Consider the following 17,979-nt stretch of genomic DNA (forward strand, 5'->3'; position numbering starts at 1 on the left):
GCTCGGTTCTCTGTCATCAAACTGTCTTAAGCGTCGCTGCCTGTCAATTCCTCGAAGGTCGCAAGCCCCTTCTTGACGAGCATCGCATCCGGCCTCGGCAGCTTGCCGCGGAAGGCCTTATAGGCATCTTCAGGATCGACCGAACCGCCGGTGGAATAGATATGCTCCTTGAGCTTGCGCGCCATTTCGCCGTTGAAGGCGTCCCCGGTCTCCTCGAAGGCCGCAAAGGCGTCGGCGTCGAGAACTTCGGACCACATGTAGGAATAATAACCGGCCGAATAGCCGCCGGAGAAGACGTGTTGGAAGTGCGGTGTCGCATGGCGCATGACGATCGATTTCGGCATGCCGATCTCGGCCAGCACCTCCGCCTGCACCGCCATCGGGTCCTCGACGGCCTCCCGCGTATGGAACGCCATGTCGACCAGCGCCGACGAGGTGAATTCGACGGTGTTGAAGCCGGCGTTGAAGGTGCGGGCGGCGAGCACCTTGTCGAGCAGCGCCTGCGGCATCGGCTCACCTGTCTCGAAATGCACGGCATATTTCTTGAGGATGGCGGGAACAGTTAGCCAGTGCTCATAGAGCTGCGACGGCAATTCGACGAAATCGCGCGAGACGCCGGTGCCGGAAACCGAGGGATAGGTGACGTTGGAAAGCATGCCGTGTAGCGCATGGCCGAATTCGTGGAACAGCGTGCGGGCATCGTCGAGCGACAGCAGTGCCGGCTTGCCCTCGGCCGGCTTGGCGAAATTGCAGACGTTGTAGATGATCGGCAATTCGCCGTGGCGGCCGTTCTTCAGTTCCAGCTTGTGCTGCGATTGCAGCGAGCTCATCCAGGCGCCTGATCGTTTCGAACCGCGGGCGAAATAATCGCCGAGGAAAAGGGCGACCAGCCTGTCGTCGCGGTCCCAGATTTCGAAAACTCTGACGTCGGGGTGATAGGCCGGTACGCCTTTCTTTTCGACCGCACGGATGCCGAACAGCCTTTCCGCCACGTCGAAGCAGGCGTCGATGATCTTCTCGAGCTGCAGATAGGGCTTCAGTTCAGCCTCGGAGAAATCGAACTTCCGGGCTCGAATCTTTTCGGCGTAGTGGCGCCAGTCCCAGGGCATGACCTCGTGGTTCCGGCCCTCCTCGGCGATCAGCGCCGCGATGTCGACCTCTTCCTCGCCGGCGCGCTTGACCGCCCGCGCCCAGACGGCCCTCAACAGGCCGTTCACCGCATCTGCCGTCTTCGCCATCGTATTGTCGAGTTTCAGCTCGGCGAAATTGCCGTAGCCGAGCAGCTTCGCCACCTCTTGGCGCAGCGCCAGCGTTTCCTTGATGACGGCGCGGTTGTCGGTTTCCCCGCCGTTTGCCCCGCGCGCCACCCAAGCCCTGAACGCCTGCTCGCGCAGATCCCGGCGCTCCGAAAAGGTCAGGAATGGCTCGATGATCGAGCGCGACAGCGTCACTGCATATTTGCCCTCCTCGCCGCGTTCGCTCGCCGCCGCCGCCATCGCGTCGCGCAGGAATTCGGGAAGCCCATCGAGCTCGGCGCCCTCAGAAAGCACCAGTGCCCAGGCCTTCTCGTCAGCCAGCACGTTCTGGCCGAACTGCGTGCTGAGACCGGCGAGCTTCTCGTTGATCGCGGCGAGCTGCTCCTGCTCGGCCTTACCAAGCTTGACGCCCGACTTGACGAAGCCCTTCCAATGGCGTTCCAGCACGCGCGTCTGTTCCAGCGTCAGCCCAAGGCTCTCACGATTCTCCCAGAGCGTATCGATACGAGCAAACAGCGCGGCGTTCATGCCTATCTTCGAATAGTGGCGCGACATCTTCGGTGAGATCTCGCGCTCCAGCACCTGGATCATGTCATTGGTATCCGCGCCCGCCTTGTTCCAGAACAGCGCCGAAACGCGCGACAGCGCATCGCCGGCGATCTCGAGCGCGACGATCGTATTCTCGAATGTCGGCGCATCGCCGTTTCCGGCGATCTCGTCGATCTCCCTTTCATGCTCGGCAAGCGCGGCCTCGAAGGCGGCGGCAAAATCGCCGTCGTTCAAGGCATCGAAACGCGGAAGGCCGTGAAGGCCGTCCCAGTTGGTGAGCGCCGGATTGAAATCATGGGGAGAAGGCATCGGAGAATCCTCTTTGGCATGCGAATGGATCGTCAATATAGGAGAGCGGCCGCAGAATTGGTATGTCGCCGGCGGGGCCTTTTGCCTCAGCGGCAAAAGCGGTGGACATCAGATAAATCTGGTGGACAAAATTTGACGCATGGAAATTAACCATTTGTTAACGATTGACGCGAATCACGCGCAAGCGCTAGTTTCCCGGTGATCTTCTTGTTCAGGGGACATGCGCCATGGAAATTTTTTCTGTGCGGTCTTCTCAGAGTTTGCTATTTAAAAACAATCCCAATAACGCAAAAAATTCGAAGACCACGGATATTCAAATCGAGACCAGAGCTCCGGCGCCGGCCTCCTTTCATATTGAAGGCAATGTCGACGAGGGCCCCGACTTCACCGCGGTCAGCCCCGGACAATTGCGCAACTACGCGCGCCAAAGCTTTGACAGCGGCCTGATCGACCAGAATACCTATGCCGCGATTTCCGAACCGCTGCCGATGCACGCGATGGATCCGCTCGGCAATCTCATCGATCTCTCCAGCGTCACCGACGGCACGAGCTTCAATTTCCTCGATTATTACCGAAACCAGCTGCAGATCGCCATGTCGATCGGCGACCCTCATGAAGTCCAGACCCTGAAATCGATCGTCAATTTCCTGGATAGCTAAATCAGGCGCGGCGCCAGCCAAGCAGGCCCGGCGTCGCGTGCCAGAGCGCCTGGACGGCAAACCCCATGAAGAGCACGCCGGATGTGCGCACGATCAGCCGCTCATGTGCGCGATAGAAGCGGCGCACCGCACCGGCGCCGATGATGCCGACGAGGATAACGTCGGCGGTAACGAAACCCAGGAAGGACGCGGCAAGAAGCACCGGCAGCGCCTCGAAATCGAGTGCGCCGGCCGAACCGGCGACCAGTGCAGTGAAGGTGGCGAGAGCGACCGGATAACCCTTCGGATTGGTGACGCCGAAAGTCAGACCGCGGCGAAACGGACGCTCGACCATGACAAGCGCCTGCCCATCCGCTTTCGGCTTGGCATTGACGGCGCTCCAGCCGATCCAGGCGAGGTAGAAGCCGCACGCAAGGCCGAGCAGATCGAAGACGAAGGTTCCGATCGTCTTCGCTCCGACGATCGCGATCAGGGCCAGCGACGACCAGATGATGTCTCCGACGAGATGCCCCATCATAAACAACGCGCCGGCCTTGCGCCCCTGCCCGGCGCCGATGCCGAGCAGTTGCAGGAAGGCGGGCCCGGGAATGAGCACGTAGAAAAGCGCCGCCAGGAAGGCGCCGAAGAGCAGGGACTGCGTCATGGAAAAGCTCCGAGGGTGACCGCGGCAGAGTAAGTCATCCCCGGCATGCGTCAAGGGCATGGCGGCGGCTCCCGGCTCAGGCAGCCACCGCCGAATTCGCCTCTAATGGTGCGCGCTGTTGATTGCCGGTACGGTAAACTTCACGACTTTTCCGCCCAGCACTTCATGTTCCGGCGTGGCCATTTCGATGAGCACCCTATGCTCGCCTGACGGCAGAGCGGTGAGGACGATAGCGCCGGTGCCGCCCGCATCGGCCCACCGCCAAGGCTGCTCGTCGATGCTGACATGAAGGTGACCGGCCCTCGGCGAGACGTCGCTGGCGCTCGCGCCGAAGATTGGCAGGATGCGGAAATTCTCGGTTCGATAGGGAATAATGGCCACCGCTCGGCTCGCGAGCGGTCCCGCAAGGGGCTGATCCACGACGAGTTTGGGTGCGGGCTCGTTCTTGATGGGAAGGAACTGCGTCGTCGTTTCCGCGTGGATGGGTCTGCCGGCGGCAAGCAGCAAAGCTGCCGTTGCGATGACTTTTGCGATCGTGATCATGACAAAATCCTCTGGTTGTCGCGCCGGTCATGGCCGACATATGTCGGAACGCCGGCGCGATATCGGATTTGGAAGGCCTTGATCGGAGACCGATCAGGCGACGTTGAGTTCGACGGCGATATTGCCGCGGGTTGCTTTGGAATAAGGGCAGAGCTGGTGCGCACGCTCGATCAGAGACCTGGCGAGATCCATCTCGATGCCCGGCAGCTTCGCGTTTAGCCGCGCCTGCAGCACATAGCCGCCGTCATTCGAGACCAGATCGATCTCGGCATTGATGGCAGCGTCGGCAGACACGCGGAGCTGGCGCTCCGCGGCCGCCCTTCCGATGGCGCCGAGGAAACAGGCGGACCAACCCGCAGCGAAGAGCTGCTCAGGATTGGTGCCGGCGCCCGAGGAACCGGGCGGGGACAATGTCACGTCGAGACGTCCGTCGGAGCTGCGCGACGCGCCGTCACGCCCGCCGGTGGTGCTGGTTTTGCCTGTGTAGATGACTGTCGACATTCGGATACTCCTTGCTGGATTTCAGCCGGCGATGTTGCGGCGGCCGACTTGCGCACCCAGGATCAATGGGTGTTGGACTGCGATGATGGGAAGATGAGCCTCGGAAGAGCACTCCGGTAGCGAGCAGAAGCGAGAGTGAGCCTCTCATTTTCTCTCGCTACAGCCGCCGCCGGGGTTACGCGATCTTTAGGGCACCAAACCGAAATCGCGACCGCTGAAGCGATCCCGCTTTCACATCCGTCCGGGAGACCGACATGAACACGCATTTCAAACGCAAGATCGTCTTCGCTCTGTCGATGGGCGTCGTGACGACAGGGCTGATCTCTTTCACGCTGCTCGCGCTCAATCTGGGCTTCTCGAAGGGGTTCGTTCTGACATGGCTCCGCTCGTGGAGCATCGCCTATCTCATTGTCATCCCCGCCATCCTGCTGATCGGTCCTCGCCTTCAGGCGCAGATCGATCGCGTTGTCCGCGACGTGGAAGAGCAACCATCAAGGTGACGATGGCCACGCTTCGCCGCGGCCATCGTCAAAGAATTAGGCGCTTCATTTCGGTGACGGCACATCGCCATAGCTGCCGCACGCCGCGCGAAGGCGGGGGAGCGCCCAATCGATGAAGGCGCGCACTTTCAGAGCGAGCAAGCCCTGACGCGAATAGACAATGTGGATCGGCTTGGGCTCGCCGTCATAGCCCTTCAAGATCTGCACGAGCGCGCCCGAGGACACCTCCTCCGGAACTTGGTAGTCGAACAGGCGGGCGATTCCGACCCCATTCAGTGCGGCGGCAACGCAATTGGCCGCCGTGTTCACCTCGATCCGGCTGCGTGGCATGACCTCGAGACGCTTCCCCTCCATTTCGAAACTCCAAAAGAACGACCGCTTGTGAAACATGATCCCATCGTGATTCACGAGCTCGGTGGGATGCTGCGGAATGCCATGCCGTTCCAGATAGGCCGGGCTTGCGCAGGTCAGCAGACGGAACTCGCCGGCCTTGACGGCGTAGAGCGAACTATCGATCAACTCACCAAGCCGGATGGCGACATCGACCTGCTCGTTGACCAGATGAACGGAGCGGTCGAGTGAAAGAATATTCAGCATGACCTCCGGATGCCTGTTCACGAAGTCGAGTGCGATCGGCAGAACATAGCGGTGACCGAATTCGATCGGCATCGTGATGTTCAGCAGTCCCCGCGGCATCTGATATTCGCCCGACGCCCTGCGTTCGACCTCCTCCAGATCGGCGATAATCTTCCGCGCCGCCTCGACATAGTCGCGACCGGCATCCGTGAGCTGCAGGTTGCGGCTCGTTCGGATGATGAGGTTCGTGCCGAGGTATCGCTCCAGATCGGCGACCTTGCGGCTGACGCTCGGCAGCGGTGCGTTCAGCTTCCGGCTGCCCGCCGACAAGCTCCCGGCGTCCACCACCGCAAGCAGAACCCGCATTGCATCAAGCCGATCCATAACGCCCCGACAATTAGAAGCCGCGATGTCGGAGGATATGAAAAATCGGTTCTGCTGAATAGGCGATACAGTCGTCTCAGCGACGCTATGGCCGCTCGGGCGTTGCGCACAACCTCAAGAAACCGATGAGCATCGAGAGGGTGGCTCTCATTTTCACCGAGTACCGGCCAAGGCTCTCGGCCAGTAAACTCGGCTACTCGATCAAATTCGTTCGGGCTCACGGAGGTAAAAGCTCGGGGCGCGCGCAACGTCAAAGGGGTGAAGATTATTGACTGATCCTTCTATGTCGGCGTGTCGGCCGCTCTCTTTGCGGCCTTTGCCTTTTCGCTCAACTTTATCGTGCCCTTTATCATCGGCGACTATTCCACCTTCGATTTCGCTCTCATTCGTCATCTCGTCTCGGCCTTGGTCGGCATGTTCATCCTATTTTCGGAGAAGCACGTCGCGCGCCATCTCACCCTCCGGAACGTTCAGCAGGCCCTTTGGCTCGCCTTCGTGGGATGTCGGTTACTTCCTGACGGTAACGGGAGCGGCCATCTTTGCCGGCCCCGTCATTGCGCCGGCCTTCCTCGGCTTGGTACCGATCGTCTTGATGGTCATTGGAAATCAGCGCCAGGGATCCTTGCCGTGGCGGTCCCTTATGCCGCCTTTGGCGCTGGTGCTGATCGGCCTTGTTCTGGTGAATGGCACGGCATTCACGGCTGAAGGACTGAATTCGGTCAAGTCCTTTTGGGTCGGCGTACCGCTGGCGCTCGCCGCCGTAGGACTTTGGGTCTTGTTCGCCCTTGCCAATCAGGCTGCACTCGCCGCCTGACCGGAGGTGCCCTCAGGCGTGTGGTCGGCGCTGATACTGGTGGGCGGTGGCGTCTTGATGCTGGCCTTCTATCCCCTCGGTGCCGCGATGGACCTCTTCAAGCTCCCCGCATTGGGATTCGGCTGGAGTTCCGCCGGCAGCTTGTATGTTTGGGGTACATCTTTGGCGCTGCTGGCAACCGTAGGCGGCGTCTGGGCCTGGAACATTGCGTCACGAAGCCTGCCCGTCGCCTTGGCCGCGCAATTGATCGTTTCTGAAACAGCCTTCGGCGTCATCGGAGGACTTGTCGTGCATGCCCGCTGGCCGACCCCAATCGAAATCGCTGGGGTGACGGTCCTGATCGCCGGTGTCGTTCTGTCGGTGCGAATTTTCTACGATCGTCAATTTGCATCGGGAAGGACATTGCTTGCGCAGGAGTGAGCTCTGCGGTCATCTCGAATGCTCTCAGGAGACACGAAAAAGCCCGCGCGGCGATGCCGGCGGGCTCATCTCTGTTCGAAAGCGAAACGCGATTACTTCGCGAGGTTCCGCTTGCCGAGCGTGCGCAGGCGCAGCGCGTTGAGCTTGATGAAGCCGGCTGCGTCCTTCTGGTCGTAGGCGCCTTGATCGTCCTCGAAAGTGACGAGCTTGTCGGAATAGAGCGACTTTTCGCTTTCGCGGCCGATGACCATGACATTGCCCTTGTAGAGCTTCAACGTCACTTCGCCTTCGACATATTCCTGGCTCTTGTCGATGAGGGCTTGCAGCATCTCGCGCTCCGGCGAGAACCAAAAGCCATAATAGATGAGCTCCGCGTAACGCGGCATGATCTCATCCTTGAGATGGGCCGCACCCCGGTCGAGCGTGATCGATTCGATGGCGCGATGGGCCGACAGCAGGATCGTGCCGCCGGGCGTTTCATAGACGCCGCGCGATTTCATGCCGACGAAGCGGTTCTCGACGAGGTCGAGACGGCCGATGCCGTTGTCGCGGCCATAGGTGTTGAGTGTGGCCAGCAGCGTCGCGGGCGACATCTCGACGCCGTTGATCGAGACGGCGTCGCCCTTGCGAAAGCCGACCTTGATCACTGTCGCCTTGTCCGGCGCGGCTTCCGGGGAGATGGTGCGCATATGTACATATTCCGGCGCTTCCTGGGCGGGGTCCTCAAGAACCTTGCCCTCGGAAGAGGAATGCAGCAGGTTGGCGTCGACGGAGAACGGCGCTTCGCCCTTCTTGTCCTTGGCGACAGGGATCTGGTGCTGTTCGGCAAAGGCCAGCAGTTCCGTGCGGCTCTTGAACGCCCAGTCGCGCCAGGGCGCGATGATCTTGATGTCGGGGTTCAGGGCATAGGCGGAGAGTTCGAAACGGACCTGGTCGTTGCCCTTGCCGGTCGCGCCGTGGGCGATCGCATCGGCGCCGGTCTTGCGGGCGATATCGATCAGATGCTTGGAAATCAGAGGACGGGCGATCGAGGTGCCGAGGAGATAGACGCCCTCATAGACAGCATTGGCACGGAACATCGGGAAGACGAAATCGCGCACGAATTCCTCGCGCACATCCTCGATGTAGATCTCCTTGATGCCAAGCATCTCGGCCTTTTTGCGCGCCGGCTCCAGCTCTTCGCCCTGGCCGAGATCGGCGGTGAAGGTGACGACTTCGGCGCCGAGCTCCGTCTGCAGCCACTTCAGGATGATCGAGGTGTCGAGGCCGCCGGAATAGGCGAGCACGACTTTCTTCACGTCTTTATATGATGCCATGGTGATGAGGTCCGTTGCATAAAAGGCCGGCGAAAACCCGGTGTCGCGGCACTTTTAGCGAGATTGGCGCGTGACGCAAGGGCAAGTGCGAGGCCGCCAGCGCCGATAGCGTTTGACAGCGCCAAAGCGGAGCCCATATTCGCCAACGTCCGAACAATGATCAAGGAGGGGCTCCCCGTGACGAATATTCAAGAGATTTTCAAGAAATCCAACGTCGCGGTCGTCACCGGCGGCGCCTCCGGCATCGGCTTTGCTGCCGCGAAATATTTCGCCGGACGCGGCATGAGCGTCGTCATCGCCGATCTCGGCGGCGACCGGCTAGCCGCTGCCGCCGAGGAACTCAAGGCCATCGCCGGGGAAGAAGACGTGATGGCTGTCGAGACCGACGTGGCCAGCCGGGACTCTCTGGAGGCGCTCGAACGCGCCGTGCTCCAGCGTTTCGGCCGCGTCCATGTGCTGATGAACAATGCCGGGATAGGTCCGGAGACCTCGATCTTCAGCGCGCAAGCGAACTGGGATCACATCTTCGCCGTCAACCTGATGGGCGTCATCAACGGCACACGCACCTTCGGCCCGAAGATGCTATCGCACGGCGAACCCGGCCTGATCATTAACACCGGCTCCAAGCAGGGCATCACTACGCCGCCCGGCAATCCCGCCTACAATATCTCCAAATCGGGCGTGAAGGTCTTTACCGAGGCCTTGGAACACGAGCTTCGTAACATCGAAGGCGGGAAGATCTCCGCGCATCTCTTGATCCCCGGCTTCGTCTTCACGGGCCTCACCAAGGGCGACCGCGCGGAAAAACCGGCCGGCGCCTGGACGCCGGAGCAGACGGTCGATTTCATGGTGCAGAGCCTGGAGCGCGGCGATTTCTATATCCTCTGCCCCGATAACGACGTTGCCCGTCCGGTCGACGAACGCCGCATGGCCTGGGCGATGGGCGATATCATCGAAAACCGTCCGCCGTTGTCGCGCTGGCACAAGGATTATGCCGACAAGTTCAAGGCCTTCCTGGATCAGAAGTGATCGGCTCTGATGCCTGTCGCCCGAAAGTGTCCAGCGGTTCCGGGATACGACATGCATAGACCAAACAGCAAATGCGCGTCGCATGAATCAAGTTTAATGCAACACGCATGAGAAGGTTTGATTGGTAATTTTCTGAAAGCCGGATAAAGATCGTCGGGTCTTCCGGCTTCAGAGTATGCCCATGGATTTCCTGCCCAGCCTGCCGACCCTTCTGGCCTTCGCTGCCGCCACGCTGCTGCTCGCGGCAACGCCGGGGCCTGACATGACGCTGTCGATCAGCCGGGCGCTTGCGCAGGGTAAGAAGCCCGCTCTCTTCGTGGTCGTCGGCACCAGCCTCGGCATTGTCGTCCATACGATGCTGGTTGCATTTGGCATTTCGGCGCTGATCACTGCCTCGCCGACCGCCTTCCTGATCCTGAAGACCGGCGGCGGCGCTTACCTGTTCTGGCTCGCGGTGCAGGCAATCCGCTACGGCTCTAAGCTCACTGTCGCCAGGGTCGAGGAACAGAAGGGTACAGCCCTTTCGAACATCTCGTCGGGTTTTTGGGTCAATCTTCTGAACCCGAAGGTCATCATTTTCTTCATGACCTTTCTGCCGCAATTCGTCAGCGCCGGCGATCCGGCTGTCACCCAGAAACTGCTTTTCCTCGGGCTGTGCTTCATCCTGATTGGCATGCCCGTCAATGCCAGCGTCATCTTCGCTGCCGACTGGCTGGCCTCCTGGCTGCAGAACAACAAGAAGGTGCTGCGCGGCATGGACTATACCTTCGCCGGCGTCTTCTCGGTCTTCGCAGCCAAGATCCTGCTCACCCAGGCGAAATAATCGCGGTCGGCGCTAGCCGATCCGCCCGCGGGCGGACCGGTAAAACTCGCCACGGGTTGATCGATCACACTGTTGGCTCAGCCAATCAGCAAAGCGTCGTCATCCAGCGTCTGACCGCGCATCTTGCGGAACATGGCGATCAGGTCCTCGACCTGCAGGTTCTTTCGGTTGTCGCCTGCTACGTCGAGGACGATCTCGCCGCCATGCAGCATGATCGTGCGATGGCCGTAATCCAGTGCCTGGCGCATGGAATGCGTGACCATCATCGTCGTCAGCTTGCGCTCGGCGACGATCTTCTGCGTGAGGTTCATCACGAACTCGGCCATCCCAGGATCGAGTGCTGCCGTATGTTCGTCGAGCAGCAGCACTTCCGAGCCGGCAAGAGTGGCCATGACGAGCGAAACGGCCTGCCGCTGCCCGCCCGAAAGCAGGTCCATGCGATCCTTTAGCCGGTTTTCCAGTCCGAGATTGAGCTCGGCGATCCGCTCCTTGAAATAGTCGCGGCGCTTGCCGCCGAGCGCCGGTACGAGCCCGCGCTTTTCACCGCGGCGTGCGGCCAGAGCAAGGTTTTCCTCGATCGACAGCGAACCGCAGCTGCCCGTCAGCGGATCCTGGAAGACGCGCGCCACCAGGCCGGCGCGCGCCGCCGTCGATTTGCGCGTCACCTCGCTCTTGCCGATCAGCACCTGCCCTTCGGTCGGAATGACATCGCCGGCGAGCACGCCGAGCAGCGTCGATTTGCCGGCGCCATTGGAGCCGATGACGGTAACGAAGGAGCCTTGTTCGATGGTCAGGCTGACGCCGTTCAGCGCCTGCTTCTGCAGCGGCGTGCCGCGTCCGAAGACGACCTTGATGTCCTTGACGCTGATCACGATGCGGCACCTCGGCGAAGACGGGGAAGAATGAGTGCGAAGGTCACGAGAACTGCGGTGACGAAATTGAGGTCGGAGGCCTGCAGGCCGATGACGTCGCTCGACAGCGCCAGCTGGATGGCGATGCGATACAGGATCGAGCCGAGCACGCAGCCGACGAGCGCGATCAGCAGACCCCGGCGTCCGAGCAGCGTCTCGCCGATGATGACGGCGGCAAGACCGACGACGATCGTGCCGACGCCCGAAGTGACGTCGGCAAAGCCGTTGGTCTGGGCAAACAAGGCGCCGCCGAAAGCCACCAGCGCATTCGAGATCGCCATGCCGAGATAGATCTGCCGGCTGGTATCGACGCCCTGGGCGCGGGCCATGCGCGCATTGGCGCCGGTCGCGCGCATGGCAAGCCCGGCATCGCTTTCGAGGAACCGCCACACCAAGACGAGCGCGACGATGACGAGAACGCCGACGAAGAGCGGCCGCACGTAGAAATCGCGAAGGCCATGGCCGAAGAACGGGCTGATCATCGTGTCGGCATTGATGAGGGCGACATTGGGTTTGCCCATCACCCTCAGATTCACCGAAAACAGCGCGATCATCGTCAGTATCGAGGCGAGCAGGTTGAGGATCTTGAAGCGCACATTGAGCAGCGCCGTGACCAAGCCAGCCGTCGCACCCGCGGCCATCGCGACCAGCGCCGCGAGCCAGGCATTGACGCCGGCAATGATCAAGACCGCCGTCACCGCCGCGCCGAGCGGAAAGGAACCGTCGACCGTCAGGTCAGGAAAATCGAGGACGCGGAAGGCGAGATAGACGCCGAGAGCGACGAAGGAATAGACCAGGCCGAGCTCGACGGCCCCCCAGAATGCGATTTGGCTCAAGGCTTTCAGCCCCTTTTTGTTTCCGTTTCGCCCGTCACGAAACCGCAGCCTTTTAATACTTCAGCCGCCCCCGTGCAAACGGGAGCGGCTGAATGTGAATGGTCGATGTAACGATGAGCGCTTATTCGATGACTTTGTTGGCGCGCGAAAGCACGCTCTCGGGCAGGGTGACGCCCATCTTGGCCGCGGCAGCCTTGTTGACCACCAGATCACTGCCGGCGGCGGTCTTGACCGCGATATCGCCCGGGTTCTCGCCCTTCAGCACACGGACGACGATCTCGCCCGTCTGCTTGCCGACATCGTAATAGTTGAAGCCGAGGGCGGCGATCGAACCGCGCGATACTGAATCCGTATCGGCGGTGAAGAGCGGCAGCTTGCTTTCTTCGGCAACCGCGACGGCGCCTTCGAGCGCGGAGATGATGGTGTTGTCGGTCGGGATGTAGATCGCATCGGCGCGGCCAACGAGGGCGCGCGCAGCACCCTGAACCTCGGCCGATTTGGTGGCCGCTGATTCGACGACCGTCAAGCCGGCCTTTTCGGCTTCGGCCTTCAACACTGCGAGCAGCGAAACCGAATTCGCCTCACCAGAATTGTAAAGGTAACCGATTGTTTTGACCTTCGGTACAATTTCCTTGATCAGCGCCAGATGTTCGGCGACGGGAGACATGTCGGAAAGGCCGGTGACATTGCCGCCGGGCTTTTCCATGTTCTTGACGAGCTGGGCGCCGAGCGGGTCCGAGACGGCGGTGAAGACGACAGGAATGTCATGCGTAGCGGAGACGACGGCCTGAGCCGACGGCGTGGAGATCGGAACGATGACATTGGGCTCATCGCCGGCGAACTGGCGGGCGATCTGAGCCGCCGTGGCCGGATTGCCCTGCGCCGATTCGAACACGAATTTCAGGTTCTCGCCTTCCTTGTAGCCGGCGGCCGTCAGCACGTCGAGAACCCCCTTGCGGGCGGCATCCAGCGCCGGATGCTCGACGATCGCCGTCACGGCAACCGTCACGTCGTCAGCCTTTGCGGGCAGGGAAAAGGCCAAAGTGGCGGCAAGAGCGAGCAAAATCGGGCGCATGGGTGTCCTCCTGAATGATTTTGGCGGCACTATTAGGAAAAGCGCATGCTTAAATCAATGCAGGAGAATTGTAGCGAAGATCAAACTTGCTGATCAGTCGTCGGCACCGTGATTGGCGATCATCATCGCCTCGAAGGCCAGGCGCTCGGTCTTACGCATGCGTTCGGATTCCGATTTCAGCTGGCCGCAGGCGGCAAGAATATCGCGGCCGCGCGGGGTGCGGATCGGCGAAGCGTAACCCGCCGAATTGATGAAATCGGCGAATTTCTCGATCTGCTCCCAATCCGAACACTGGTAATTGGTGCCGGGCCAGGGATTGAACGGAATGAGGTTGATCTTCGCCGGCACGCCCTTCAGGAGCTTGATCAAACCCTTCGCGTCTTCGAGGCTGTCGTTGACATCCTTCAGCATCACATATTCGAAGGTGATGCGCCGCGCATTGGAAAGGCCCGGATATGCCTTGCAGGCGTCGATCAGCTCCTTCAGCGGGTACTTCTTGTTGATCGGCACGAGGATATCGCGCAGGTCGTCGCGCACAGCATGCAGCGAGATCGCCAGCATGACGCCGATCTCCTCGCCGGTGCGGAAGATCTCAGGCACGACGCCGGAGGTGGAGAGCGTCACGCGACGTTTGGACAGCGACAGGCCGTCGCCATCGGTGGCGATCAGCAGGGCCTGCTTGACGGCATCGAAATTATAGAGCGGCTCGCCCATGCCCATCATCACGATATTGCTGACCTTGCGGCCCTCGGCCGGCATGATCGTGCCCTGCGGCGCTTCGCGATCGGGGAAATCGCCGAGCCGGTCGCGGGCGAGCAGCAGCTGCGACAGAATTTCCTCGGCCGTCAGGTTGCGCACCAGCCGCTGCGTGCCGGTATGACAGAACGAACAGGTGAGCGTGCAGCCGACCTGGCTGGAAATGCAGAGCGTGCCGCGGCCCTCTTCCGGAATATAGACGGCTTCGATCTCGACCGGCCGGCCGGCACCGCGCGCGGGAAAGCGCAGCAGCCATTTGCGGGTGCCGTCGTTGGAGACCTGCTCCTCGACGATCTCGGGACGCGCAATGGTGAAATGCTGCTTCAGCATTTCGCGCATGTCCTTGGCGACATTGGTCATATGGTCGAAATCGGAGACGCCGCGCACATAGATCCAGTTCCAGAGCTGCGAGACGCGCATCTTGATCTGCTTTTCGGGTACACCTTTTTCCCGGAGCGCCGCCGCCATTTCCTCGCGGGAGAGCCCGATCAACGACGGCTTCTCGGCGCCGGAAGAGGGGCGCGCGGCCTGAGGTTTTTTGACGACGATCGCATCCATGACGGACATAGGCTTCTGACCTCGAATTCAAACACGTAACCGTTCCGCAAGCCGCGGACTTCAGGATTTGATCCGGAAGACTTGCGGAGGCATGACGGCACATTGGCAGAAATTGATGGCGGACGGCGACTGATATCGCGATCTGTCCGCTGTTTGCGCGGCCTTTAGCATCATTTTGCCCGCGCGTCACTATAGATGGAAATGGCAAGAGCCGGCACAAGGCCGGCTCTTGAGACTTTGTGACTGGAAGTCCCGCCTACTTGCAGCTTTCGATCTGCTTCAGCGCCGCCGAGATGCCCGAAAGCGAATAGCTGTAGGACGTGCCCGTGCCCTTGCGCGAGACCGCGTTGACCGTCATCGAATGACCGGTCTTCATGGCCGCGACGAGGGCCGGCTCCTGAGCCGCGTTCTCGACCCAGCCGGCCTTGTCCTTGGTGAACATCACGAAGGTCTTGTTGTCGATGACGACATTGATCTTCGAATTTTCCTTCACAGTATAGCCCATCATCGCCTGCGGTTCGTACGAAATGTTCTGGCCAGGGCGCTGCGAGACGATGAAGAAGTTGTCGCCGTGGTCAACGCTTGCCGGCTGCTTTGCCGTCGGCACGGACAGCACGTAGCAGACGGTGCTGGCGCCCGACTTGTAGGAATAGGCGCCCCATGCCTGAAACTGCTGAATGCGGGTCGGCGCGGCTTGCTGCGCTGTCGCAACTCCGGCCATACCAAGGGTGAGTGCGAGGGCGGATACGATACTTTTTACAAACATGGATTCCTGCCGGTTCTTGCGATTCAAGGCCCGAAGCGATCATAGCGGGCGGCGCATAATCACGATCTGCTTTATTTTGACTTAATTCAGGTTACCAAATGGTCAACAATAGCTGCGATTTGTATGTGCCTGTGTCATTTCAGCTCGACCACGATTCTTGCCCCTTGCTGAAATCGGCTGCGATGCCGGTGCGCCGATGGCACCGGCCGGCCGTTCGGGTGAATCTAAGACACAAAGATTCAGGCAAGAGTTTGACCTTTCAAAAATCCGTTGCACCTCATTAAGACTTTGGAAATCCGGGACGAAATTCGCTGCAGGGGGCTTGTGAGACGACATGGATGCCGAGGAAAGACGGCGTTTCGCAGCTCTCGCAAAGGCTGTCGCAGACGATCGCGACCAGCAGGCCTTCTCCATCCTGTTCGACTATTTCGCCCCGCGTCTGAAGACCTGGCTGATGGGCCGGAAGATGACATCAGGCGAGGCCGAGGAGCTGGTTCAGGAAATCATGATCGTGCTCTGGCACAAAGCCTATCTCTACGACGCCACGCGGTCTTCACTCTCGACCTGGCTCTTTCGCATTGCCCGCAACCGCCGCATCGACCTGCAGCGCCGCGCCAACACCCGCATCTTCGACGAAACGGACCCGGCTCTGCAGCCGCCGGCCGACATCGGCGCCGAGGAAATCATCGTCAACGAAGATCGCGACGCCAAGATCCGTGTCGCCGTCGGCCAACTGCCGGAGGAACAGCGCGACATGCTGCGTGCCGCCTTTTTTCTCGGCCAATCGCACGCCGAGATCGCTGAAACGACCGGGCTGCCGCTCGGCACGGTGAAATCGCGTATCCGGCTTGCCTTCGGCAAACTCCGCCAGGTGCTGGAGCAGGAACTCGGCTGAACCGCGCCGGCCCTTCAAATCGTTTTCATCGTATCCGCAGGTGGGTCGGCGAGGACGCGGTCCGCCGCGTCATAATGGCCTGACCGGATATGTCCACGCACCATGGCGAAGGCGGCGGATAGCACGGCGACGTCGTCAGAAAAGCCGATGACGGCGAAAATATCCGGGATGATGTCGACCGGCATGACGAAATAGGCGAGTGCTGCGAGCAGCACACCGCGCACCTTGGTCGGCGTTTGCGGATCGAGCGCGCAGTAGAAGCCGGCGACGACGTCGCGCGAGAACGGGATCTGCCGCACGGCCCGGCGGAAAGTCGGCCAGAACTTCTGCCGCACCGTCTTCTCCCGCCGGCTCTGGGTGTCTTCGTCGCCCGGCAGCAGGATTTCCCCGAATTTGACCTCGTCCATCCCTGACATCCTTTCGTCCCTGCGAACATATGGTGATGGCGCCCAGGCTTTCAATCGTCCAATCGACCCCGAGGTTCGCCTTCAGCGCAGACGTCGCGCCGCCGCCTTCTCCATCGCCCTGGCGAGCTTGAAATCCAGCTCCGTCAGCCCGCCGGCATCATGCGTATTCAACGTCACATCCACCCTGGAATAGACGTTGAACCATTCGGGATGATGGTTGAGCTTCTCAGCCGTGATCGCTGCCTCCGTCATGAAGCCGAAGGCCTCGATGAAATTCGAAAACTTGAATGTCTTCGAGATCGAGGAGGCCGCGTCATTGAGCGCCCAGCCAGCAAGCCCCGCCAGCTCTGCCTCGACTGCTGTCCGTTCCAGTCTTTCCGATTTCATGCCATGTTCCTCTCGTTCTTCCGACAGGTCTACCGATGACGCCTATCAGTATCCTCTTCGTTTGCATGGGCAATATATGCCGTTCTCCGCTCGCCGAGGGAATTTTTCGTCATCTCGTCACCGAGGCTGGCCTCACCGGCCGCTTCACCGTCGATTCCGCCGGCACCGGCGGCTGGCATGAAGGCGAGCCACCCGACCGGCGTTCGATCGCCACCGCGCAAAGCCATGGCATCGACATAGCGGGGCAGCGCGCGCGCCGCATCAGGCCAACTGATTTCAACGGTTTCGATCTGATCCTCGCCATGGACCGCGACAATCTGGCGACGCTTGGCAAGATCGCGCCGCCGGAGGCGAATATCCGACTCTTCGGCGATGCCGCGCTAGGAACGGGAGAGGATATTCCCGACCCCTATTATGGCGGCCCTGATGGTTTCGAGCTGGTCTATACCAGGCTCTTGACCGGCTGCAGCAGCCTGCTCGAAGCGCTTGGCGTCGAACGTGCCTCATGCAGCGGGAACACTTCCTCTGTCAGGTAGGGTCCGCCGCCAACCGATTCGCGCGACGAAAGCAGCACGAATCGTGGCGCCGTGAAGGTCGCGGTGTGGAAGTTGCCGCGTCCGGCCAGATATTGCACGACATCGTCGAGCCGCGAGGATTTGAGCCGTGCCAGCGTCACATGCGGCATGAATTTGCGCGCATCCGGCGGCAGGCCGATCCGCTGGCAGATGCGCTCGATCTCACCCTGCAGGGCGTACATCTCAGGTGATTGCGAGACGCCGGCCCAGACCGAATGCGGTTTCTTCGAGCCGAAGGAACCGATGCCTTCGAGGCGGAACTGGAATTCAGGCCGGTCGATCCGGTCGAGGCGTTCGACGATTTCATCGGCCGTGCGGCCGTCGACATCACCGATGAAGCGCAGCGTGATGTGGTAATTTTCCACATCAATCCATCGTGCTCCGGGGAGGCCACCGCGCAGCAATGAAAGACTCATCGCCGCATTGCGCGGAATTTCGAGGGCGGTAAACAGTCTCGGCATAACGAGCACTCCCCGAATCTTTTGCAGGTG

20 protein-coding genes and 1 pseudogene are annotated in these 17,979 nt (G+C 60.8%); 7 read left to right on the forward strand and 14 right to left on the reverse strand.

Annotated features, from left to right (window positions below; genetic code table 11):
- Positions 1-26: 26 nt before the first annotated feature.
- The gene (locus RHE_RS20030; protein WP_011427109.1) at positions 27-2,114 is read right to left on the reverse strand and encodes a M3 family metallopeptidase; all 2,088 of its coding nucleotides are present in this window, start codon (positions 2,112-2,114) and stop codon (positions 27-29) included.
- Positions 2,115-2,341: 227 nt separating this feature from the next.
- On the opposite strand from RHE_RS20030, the gene RHE_RS20035 reads away from it, so the two are divergent.
- Complete coding sequence (locus tag RHE_RS20035; protein WP_011427110.1) at positions 2,342-2,773, forward strand: hypothetical protein; 432 nt, start codon at positions 2,342-2,344, stop codon at positions 2,771-2,773.
- A gap of 1 nt (position 2,774) precedes the next feature.
- Here RHE_RS20035 and RHE_RS20040 read toward each other — a convergent pair whose 3' ends face one another.
- The 3 genes from RHE_RS20040 to RHE_RS20050 form a co-directional block, all read right to left on the reverse strand.
- Positions 2,775-3,416: a LysE family translocator gene (locus tag RHE_RS20040; protein WP_020922489.1), complete on the reverse strand. Its 642-nt coding sequence runs from the start codon at positions 3,414-3,416 to the stop codon at positions 2,775-2,777.
- A 102-nt stretch (positions 3,417-3,518) separates the two neighbouring features.
- A complete protein-coding gene (locus tag RHE_RS20045) occupies positions 3,519-3,959 on the reverse strand; it encodes a DUF6130 family protein (protein ID WP_011427112.1) in 441 nt (146 codons plus the stop codon).
- A 93-nt stretch (positions 3,960-4,052) separates the two neighbouring features.
- On the reverse strand, positions 4,053-4,460 hold the full coding sequence (locus RHE_RS20050; protein ID WP_011427113.1) for an organic hydroperoxide resistance protein: 408 nt from the start codon (positions 4,458-4,460) through the stop codon (positions 4,053-4,055).
- A gap of 254 nt (positions 4,461-4,714) precedes the next feature.
- Between RHE_RS20050 and RHE_RS20055 the strand changes: the two genes are divergently transcribed.
- Complete coding sequence (locus tag RHE_RS20055) at positions 4,715-4,960, forward strand: DUF2798 domain-containing protein (RefSeq protein WP_011427114.1); 246 nt, start codon at positions 4,715-4,717, stop codon at positions 4,958-4,960.
- A 45-nt stretch (positions 4,961-5,005) separates the two neighbouring features.
- Here RHE_RS20055 and RHE_RS20060 read toward each other — a convergent pair whose 3' ends face one another.
- Complete coding sequence (locus tag RHE_RS20060) at positions 5,006-5,920, reverse strand: LysR family transcriptional regulator (RefSeq protein ID WP_042119077.1); 915 nt, start codon at positions 5,918-5,920, stop codon at positions 5,006-5,008.
- Positions 5,921-6,211: 291 nt separating this feature from the next.
- Between RHE_RS20060 and RHE_RS20065 the strand changes: the two are divergent.
- Positions 6,212-7,154: pseudogene (locus tag RHE_RS20065) on the forward strand (EamA/RhaT family transporter).
- Positions 7,155-7,246: 92 nt separating this feature from the next.
- On the opposite strand, the gene RHE_RS20070 reads toward RHE_RS20065, so the two are convergent.
- The gene (locus RHE_RS20070; protein ID WP_011427116.1) at positions 7,247-8,470 is read right to left on the reverse strand and encodes an argininosuccinate synthase; all 1,224 of its coding nucleotides are present in this window, start codon (positions 8,468-8,470) and stop codon (positions 7,247-7,249) included.
- 177 nt (positions 8,471-8,647) lie between these two features.
- Here RHE_RS20070 and RHE_RS20075 point away from each other — a divergent pair, with 177 nt between their 5' ends.
- A complete protein-coding gene (locus RHE_RS20075) occupies positions 8,648-9,499 on the forward strand; it encodes an SDR family NAD(P)-dependent oxidoreductase (RefSeq protein WP_041678917.1) in 852 nt (283 codons plus the stop codon).
- A gap of 181 nt (positions 9,500-9,680) precedes the next feature.
- A complete protein-coding gene (locus RHE_RS20080) occupies positions 9,681-10,322 on the forward strand; it encodes a LysE family translocator (RefSeq protein WP_020922493.1) in 642 nt (213 codons plus the stop codon).
- 77 nt (positions 10,323-10,399) lie between these two features.
- Here the strand turns inward: RHE_RS20080 and RHE_RS20085 are convergent, their stop codons facing one another.
- The 5 genes from RHE_RS20085 to RHE_RS20105 form a co-directional block, all read right to left on the reverse strand.
- Positions 10,400-11,194, reverse strand: a complete 795-nt coding sequence (locus RHE_RS20085) for an ABC transporter ATP-binding protein (protein WP_011427119.1) — start codon at positions 11,192-11,194, stop codon at positions 10,400-10,402.
- Positions 11,191-12,069, reverse strand: a complete 879-nt coding sequence (locus tag RHE_RS20090; protein ID WP_011427120.1) for an ABC transporter permease — start codon at positions 12,067-12,069, stop codon at positions 11,191-11,193. The genes RHE_RS20085 and RHE_RS20090 overlap by 4 nt, the downstream gene beginning before the upstream one ends.
- Positions 12,070-12,190: 121 nt before the next feature.
- The gene (locus RHE_RS20095; protein WP_011427121.1) at positions 12,191-13,144 is read right to left on the reverse strand and encodes an ABC transporter substrate-binding protein; all 954 of its coding nucleotides are present in this window, start codon (positions 13,142-13,144) and stop codon (positions 12,191-12,193) included.
- 93 nt (positions 13,145-13,237) lie between these two features.
- Complete coding sequence (gene rlmN / locus RHE_RS20100; protein ID WP_042119079.1) at positions 13,238-14,467, reverse strand: 23S rRNA (adenine(2503)-C(2))-methyltransferase RlmN; 1,230 nt, start codon at positions 14,465-14,467, stop codon at positions 13,238-13,240.
- Between the two features lie 247 nt (positions 14,468-14,714).
- Positions 14,715-15,224 (reverse strand): invasion associated locus B family protein, encoded by a 510-nt coding sequence (locus tag RHE_RS20105; RefSeq protein ID WP_010028921.1) that lies wholly within the window; start codon positions 15,222-15,224, stop codon positions 14,715-14,717.
- A 334-nt stretch (positions 15,225-15,558) separates the two neighbouring features.
- Between RHE_RS20105 and RHE_RS20110 the strand changes: the two genes are divergently transcribed.
- The gene (locus RHE_RS20110) at positions 15,559-16,119 is read left to right on the forward strand and encodes a sigma-70 family RNA polymerase sigma factor (protein WP_011427123.1); all 561 of its coding nucleotides are present in this window, start codon (positions 15,559-15,561) and stop codon (positions 16,117-16,119) included.
- Positions 16,120-16,133: 14 nt separating this feature from the next.
- Here RHE_RS20110 and RHE_RS20115 read toward each other — a convergent pair whose 3' ends face one another.
- Together RHE_RS20115 and RHE_RS20120 are read right to left on the reverse strand one after the other, a co-directional pair.
- Positions 16,134-16,526 carry a YkvA family protein gene (locus tag RHE_RS20115; RefSeq protein WP_011427124.1) on the reverse strand — a complete coding sequence of 131 codons (393 nt, stop codon included), beginning with the start codon at positions 16,524-16,526 and terminating at the stop codon, positions 16,134-16,136.
- Positions 16,527-16,607: 81 nt separating this feature from the next.
- Entirely contained in the window at positions 16,608-16,913 is a 306-nt protein-coding gene (locus RHE_RS20120; protein ID WP_011427125.1) for a 4a-hydroxytetrahydrobiopterin dehydratase, read from the reverse strand.
- Positions 16,914-16,948: 35 nt separating this feature from the next.
- Here RHE_RS20120 and RHE_RS31885 point away from each other — a divergent pair, with 35 nt between their 5' ends.
- Entirely contained in the window at positions 16,949-17,449 is a 501-nt protein-coding gene (locus RHE_RS31885) for a low molecular weight protein-tyrosine-phosphatase (RefSeq protein WP_011427126.1), read from the forward strand.
- On the opposite strand, the gene thpR is transcribed toward RHE_RS31885, so the two are convergent.
- On the reverse strand, positions 17,356-17,949 hold the full coding sequence (gene thpR, locus RHE_RS20130; RefSeq protein WP_011427127.1) for an RNA 2',3'-cyclic phosphodiesterase: 594 nt from the start codon (positions 17,947-17,949) through the stop codon (positions 17,356-17,358). The two genes, RHE_RS31885 and thpR, sit on opposite strands and share 94 nt — an antisense overlap.
- Positions 17,950-17,979 lie beyond the last annotated feature (30 nt).

It is taken from the genome of Rhizobium etli CFN 42 (assembly GCF_000092045.1).
GTDB classification, from domain to species: Bacteria; Pseudomonadota; Alphaproteobacteria; order Rhizobiales; family Rhizobiaceae; genus Rhizobium; species Rhizobium etli.

Coding starts and splice junctions, on each gene's coding strand:
- thpR (WP_011427127.1), bottom strand. CDS start 17,949: ATGCCGAGACTGTTTACCGCCCTCGAAATTCCGCGCAATGCGGCGATG.
- RHE_RS20110 (WP_011427123.1), top strand. CDS start 15,559: ATGGATGCCGAGGAAAGACGGCGTTTCGCAGCTCTCGCAAAGGCTGTC.
- RHE_RS20105 (WP_010028921.1), bottom strand. CDS start 15,224: ATGTTTGTAAAAAGTATCGTATCCGCCCTCGCACTCACCCTTGGTATG.
- RHE_RS20115 (WP_011427124.1), bottom strand. CDS start 16,526: ATGGACGAGGTCAAATTCGGGGAAATCCTGCTGCCGGGCGACGAAGAC.
- RHE_RS20045 (WP_011427112.1), bottom strand. CDS start 3,959: ATGATCACGATCGCAAAAGTCATCGCAACGGCAGCTTTGCTGCTTGCC.
- RHE_RS20050 (WP_011427113.1), bottom strand. CDS start 4,460: ATGTCGACAGTCATCTACACAGGCAAAACCAGCACCACCGGCGGGCGT.
- RHE_RS20035 (WP_011427110.1), top strand. CDS start 2,342: ATGGAAATTTTTTCTGTGCGGTCTTCTCAGAGTTTGCTATTTAAAAAC.
- RHE_RS20040 (WP_020922489.1), bottom strand. CDS start 3,416: ATGACGCAGTCCCTGCTCTTCGGCGCCTTCCTGGCGGCGCTTTTCTAC.
- RHE_RS20030 (WP_011427109.1), bottom strand. CDS start 2,114: ATGCCTTCTCCCCATGATTTCAATCCGGCGCTCACCAACTGGGACGGC.
- RHE_RS31885 (WP_011427126.1), top strand. CDS start 16,949: ATGACGCCTATCAGTATCCTCTTCGTTTGCATGGGCAATATATGCCGT.
- RHE_RS20080 (WP_020922493.1), top strand. CDS start 9,681: ATGGATTTCCTGCCCAGCCTGCCGACCCTTCTGGCCTTCGCTGCCGCC.
- RHE_RS20055 (WP_011427114.1), top strand. CDS start 4,715: ATGAACACGCATTTCAAACGCAAGATCGTCTTCGCTCTGTCGATGGGC.
- RHE_RS20120 (WP_011427125.1), bottom strand. CDS start 16,913: ATGAAATCGGAAAGACTGGAACGGACAGCAGTCGAGGCAGAGCTGGCG.
- rlmN (WP_042119079.1), bottom strand. CDS start 14,467: ATGTCCGTCATGGATGCGATCGTCGTCAAAAAACCTCAGGCCGCGCGC.
- RHE_RS20060 (WP_042119077.1), bottom strand. CDS start 5,920: ATGGATCGGCTTGATGCAATGCGGGTTCTGCTTGCGGTGGTGGACGCC.
- RHE_RS20095 (WP_011427121.1), bottom strand. CDS start 13,144: ATGCGCCCGATTTTGCTCGCTCTTGCCGCCACTTTGGCCTTTTCCCTG.
- RHE_RS20070 (WP_011427116.1), bottom strand. CDS start 8,470: ATGGCATCATATAAAGACGTGAAGAAAGTCGTGCTCGCCTATTCCGGC.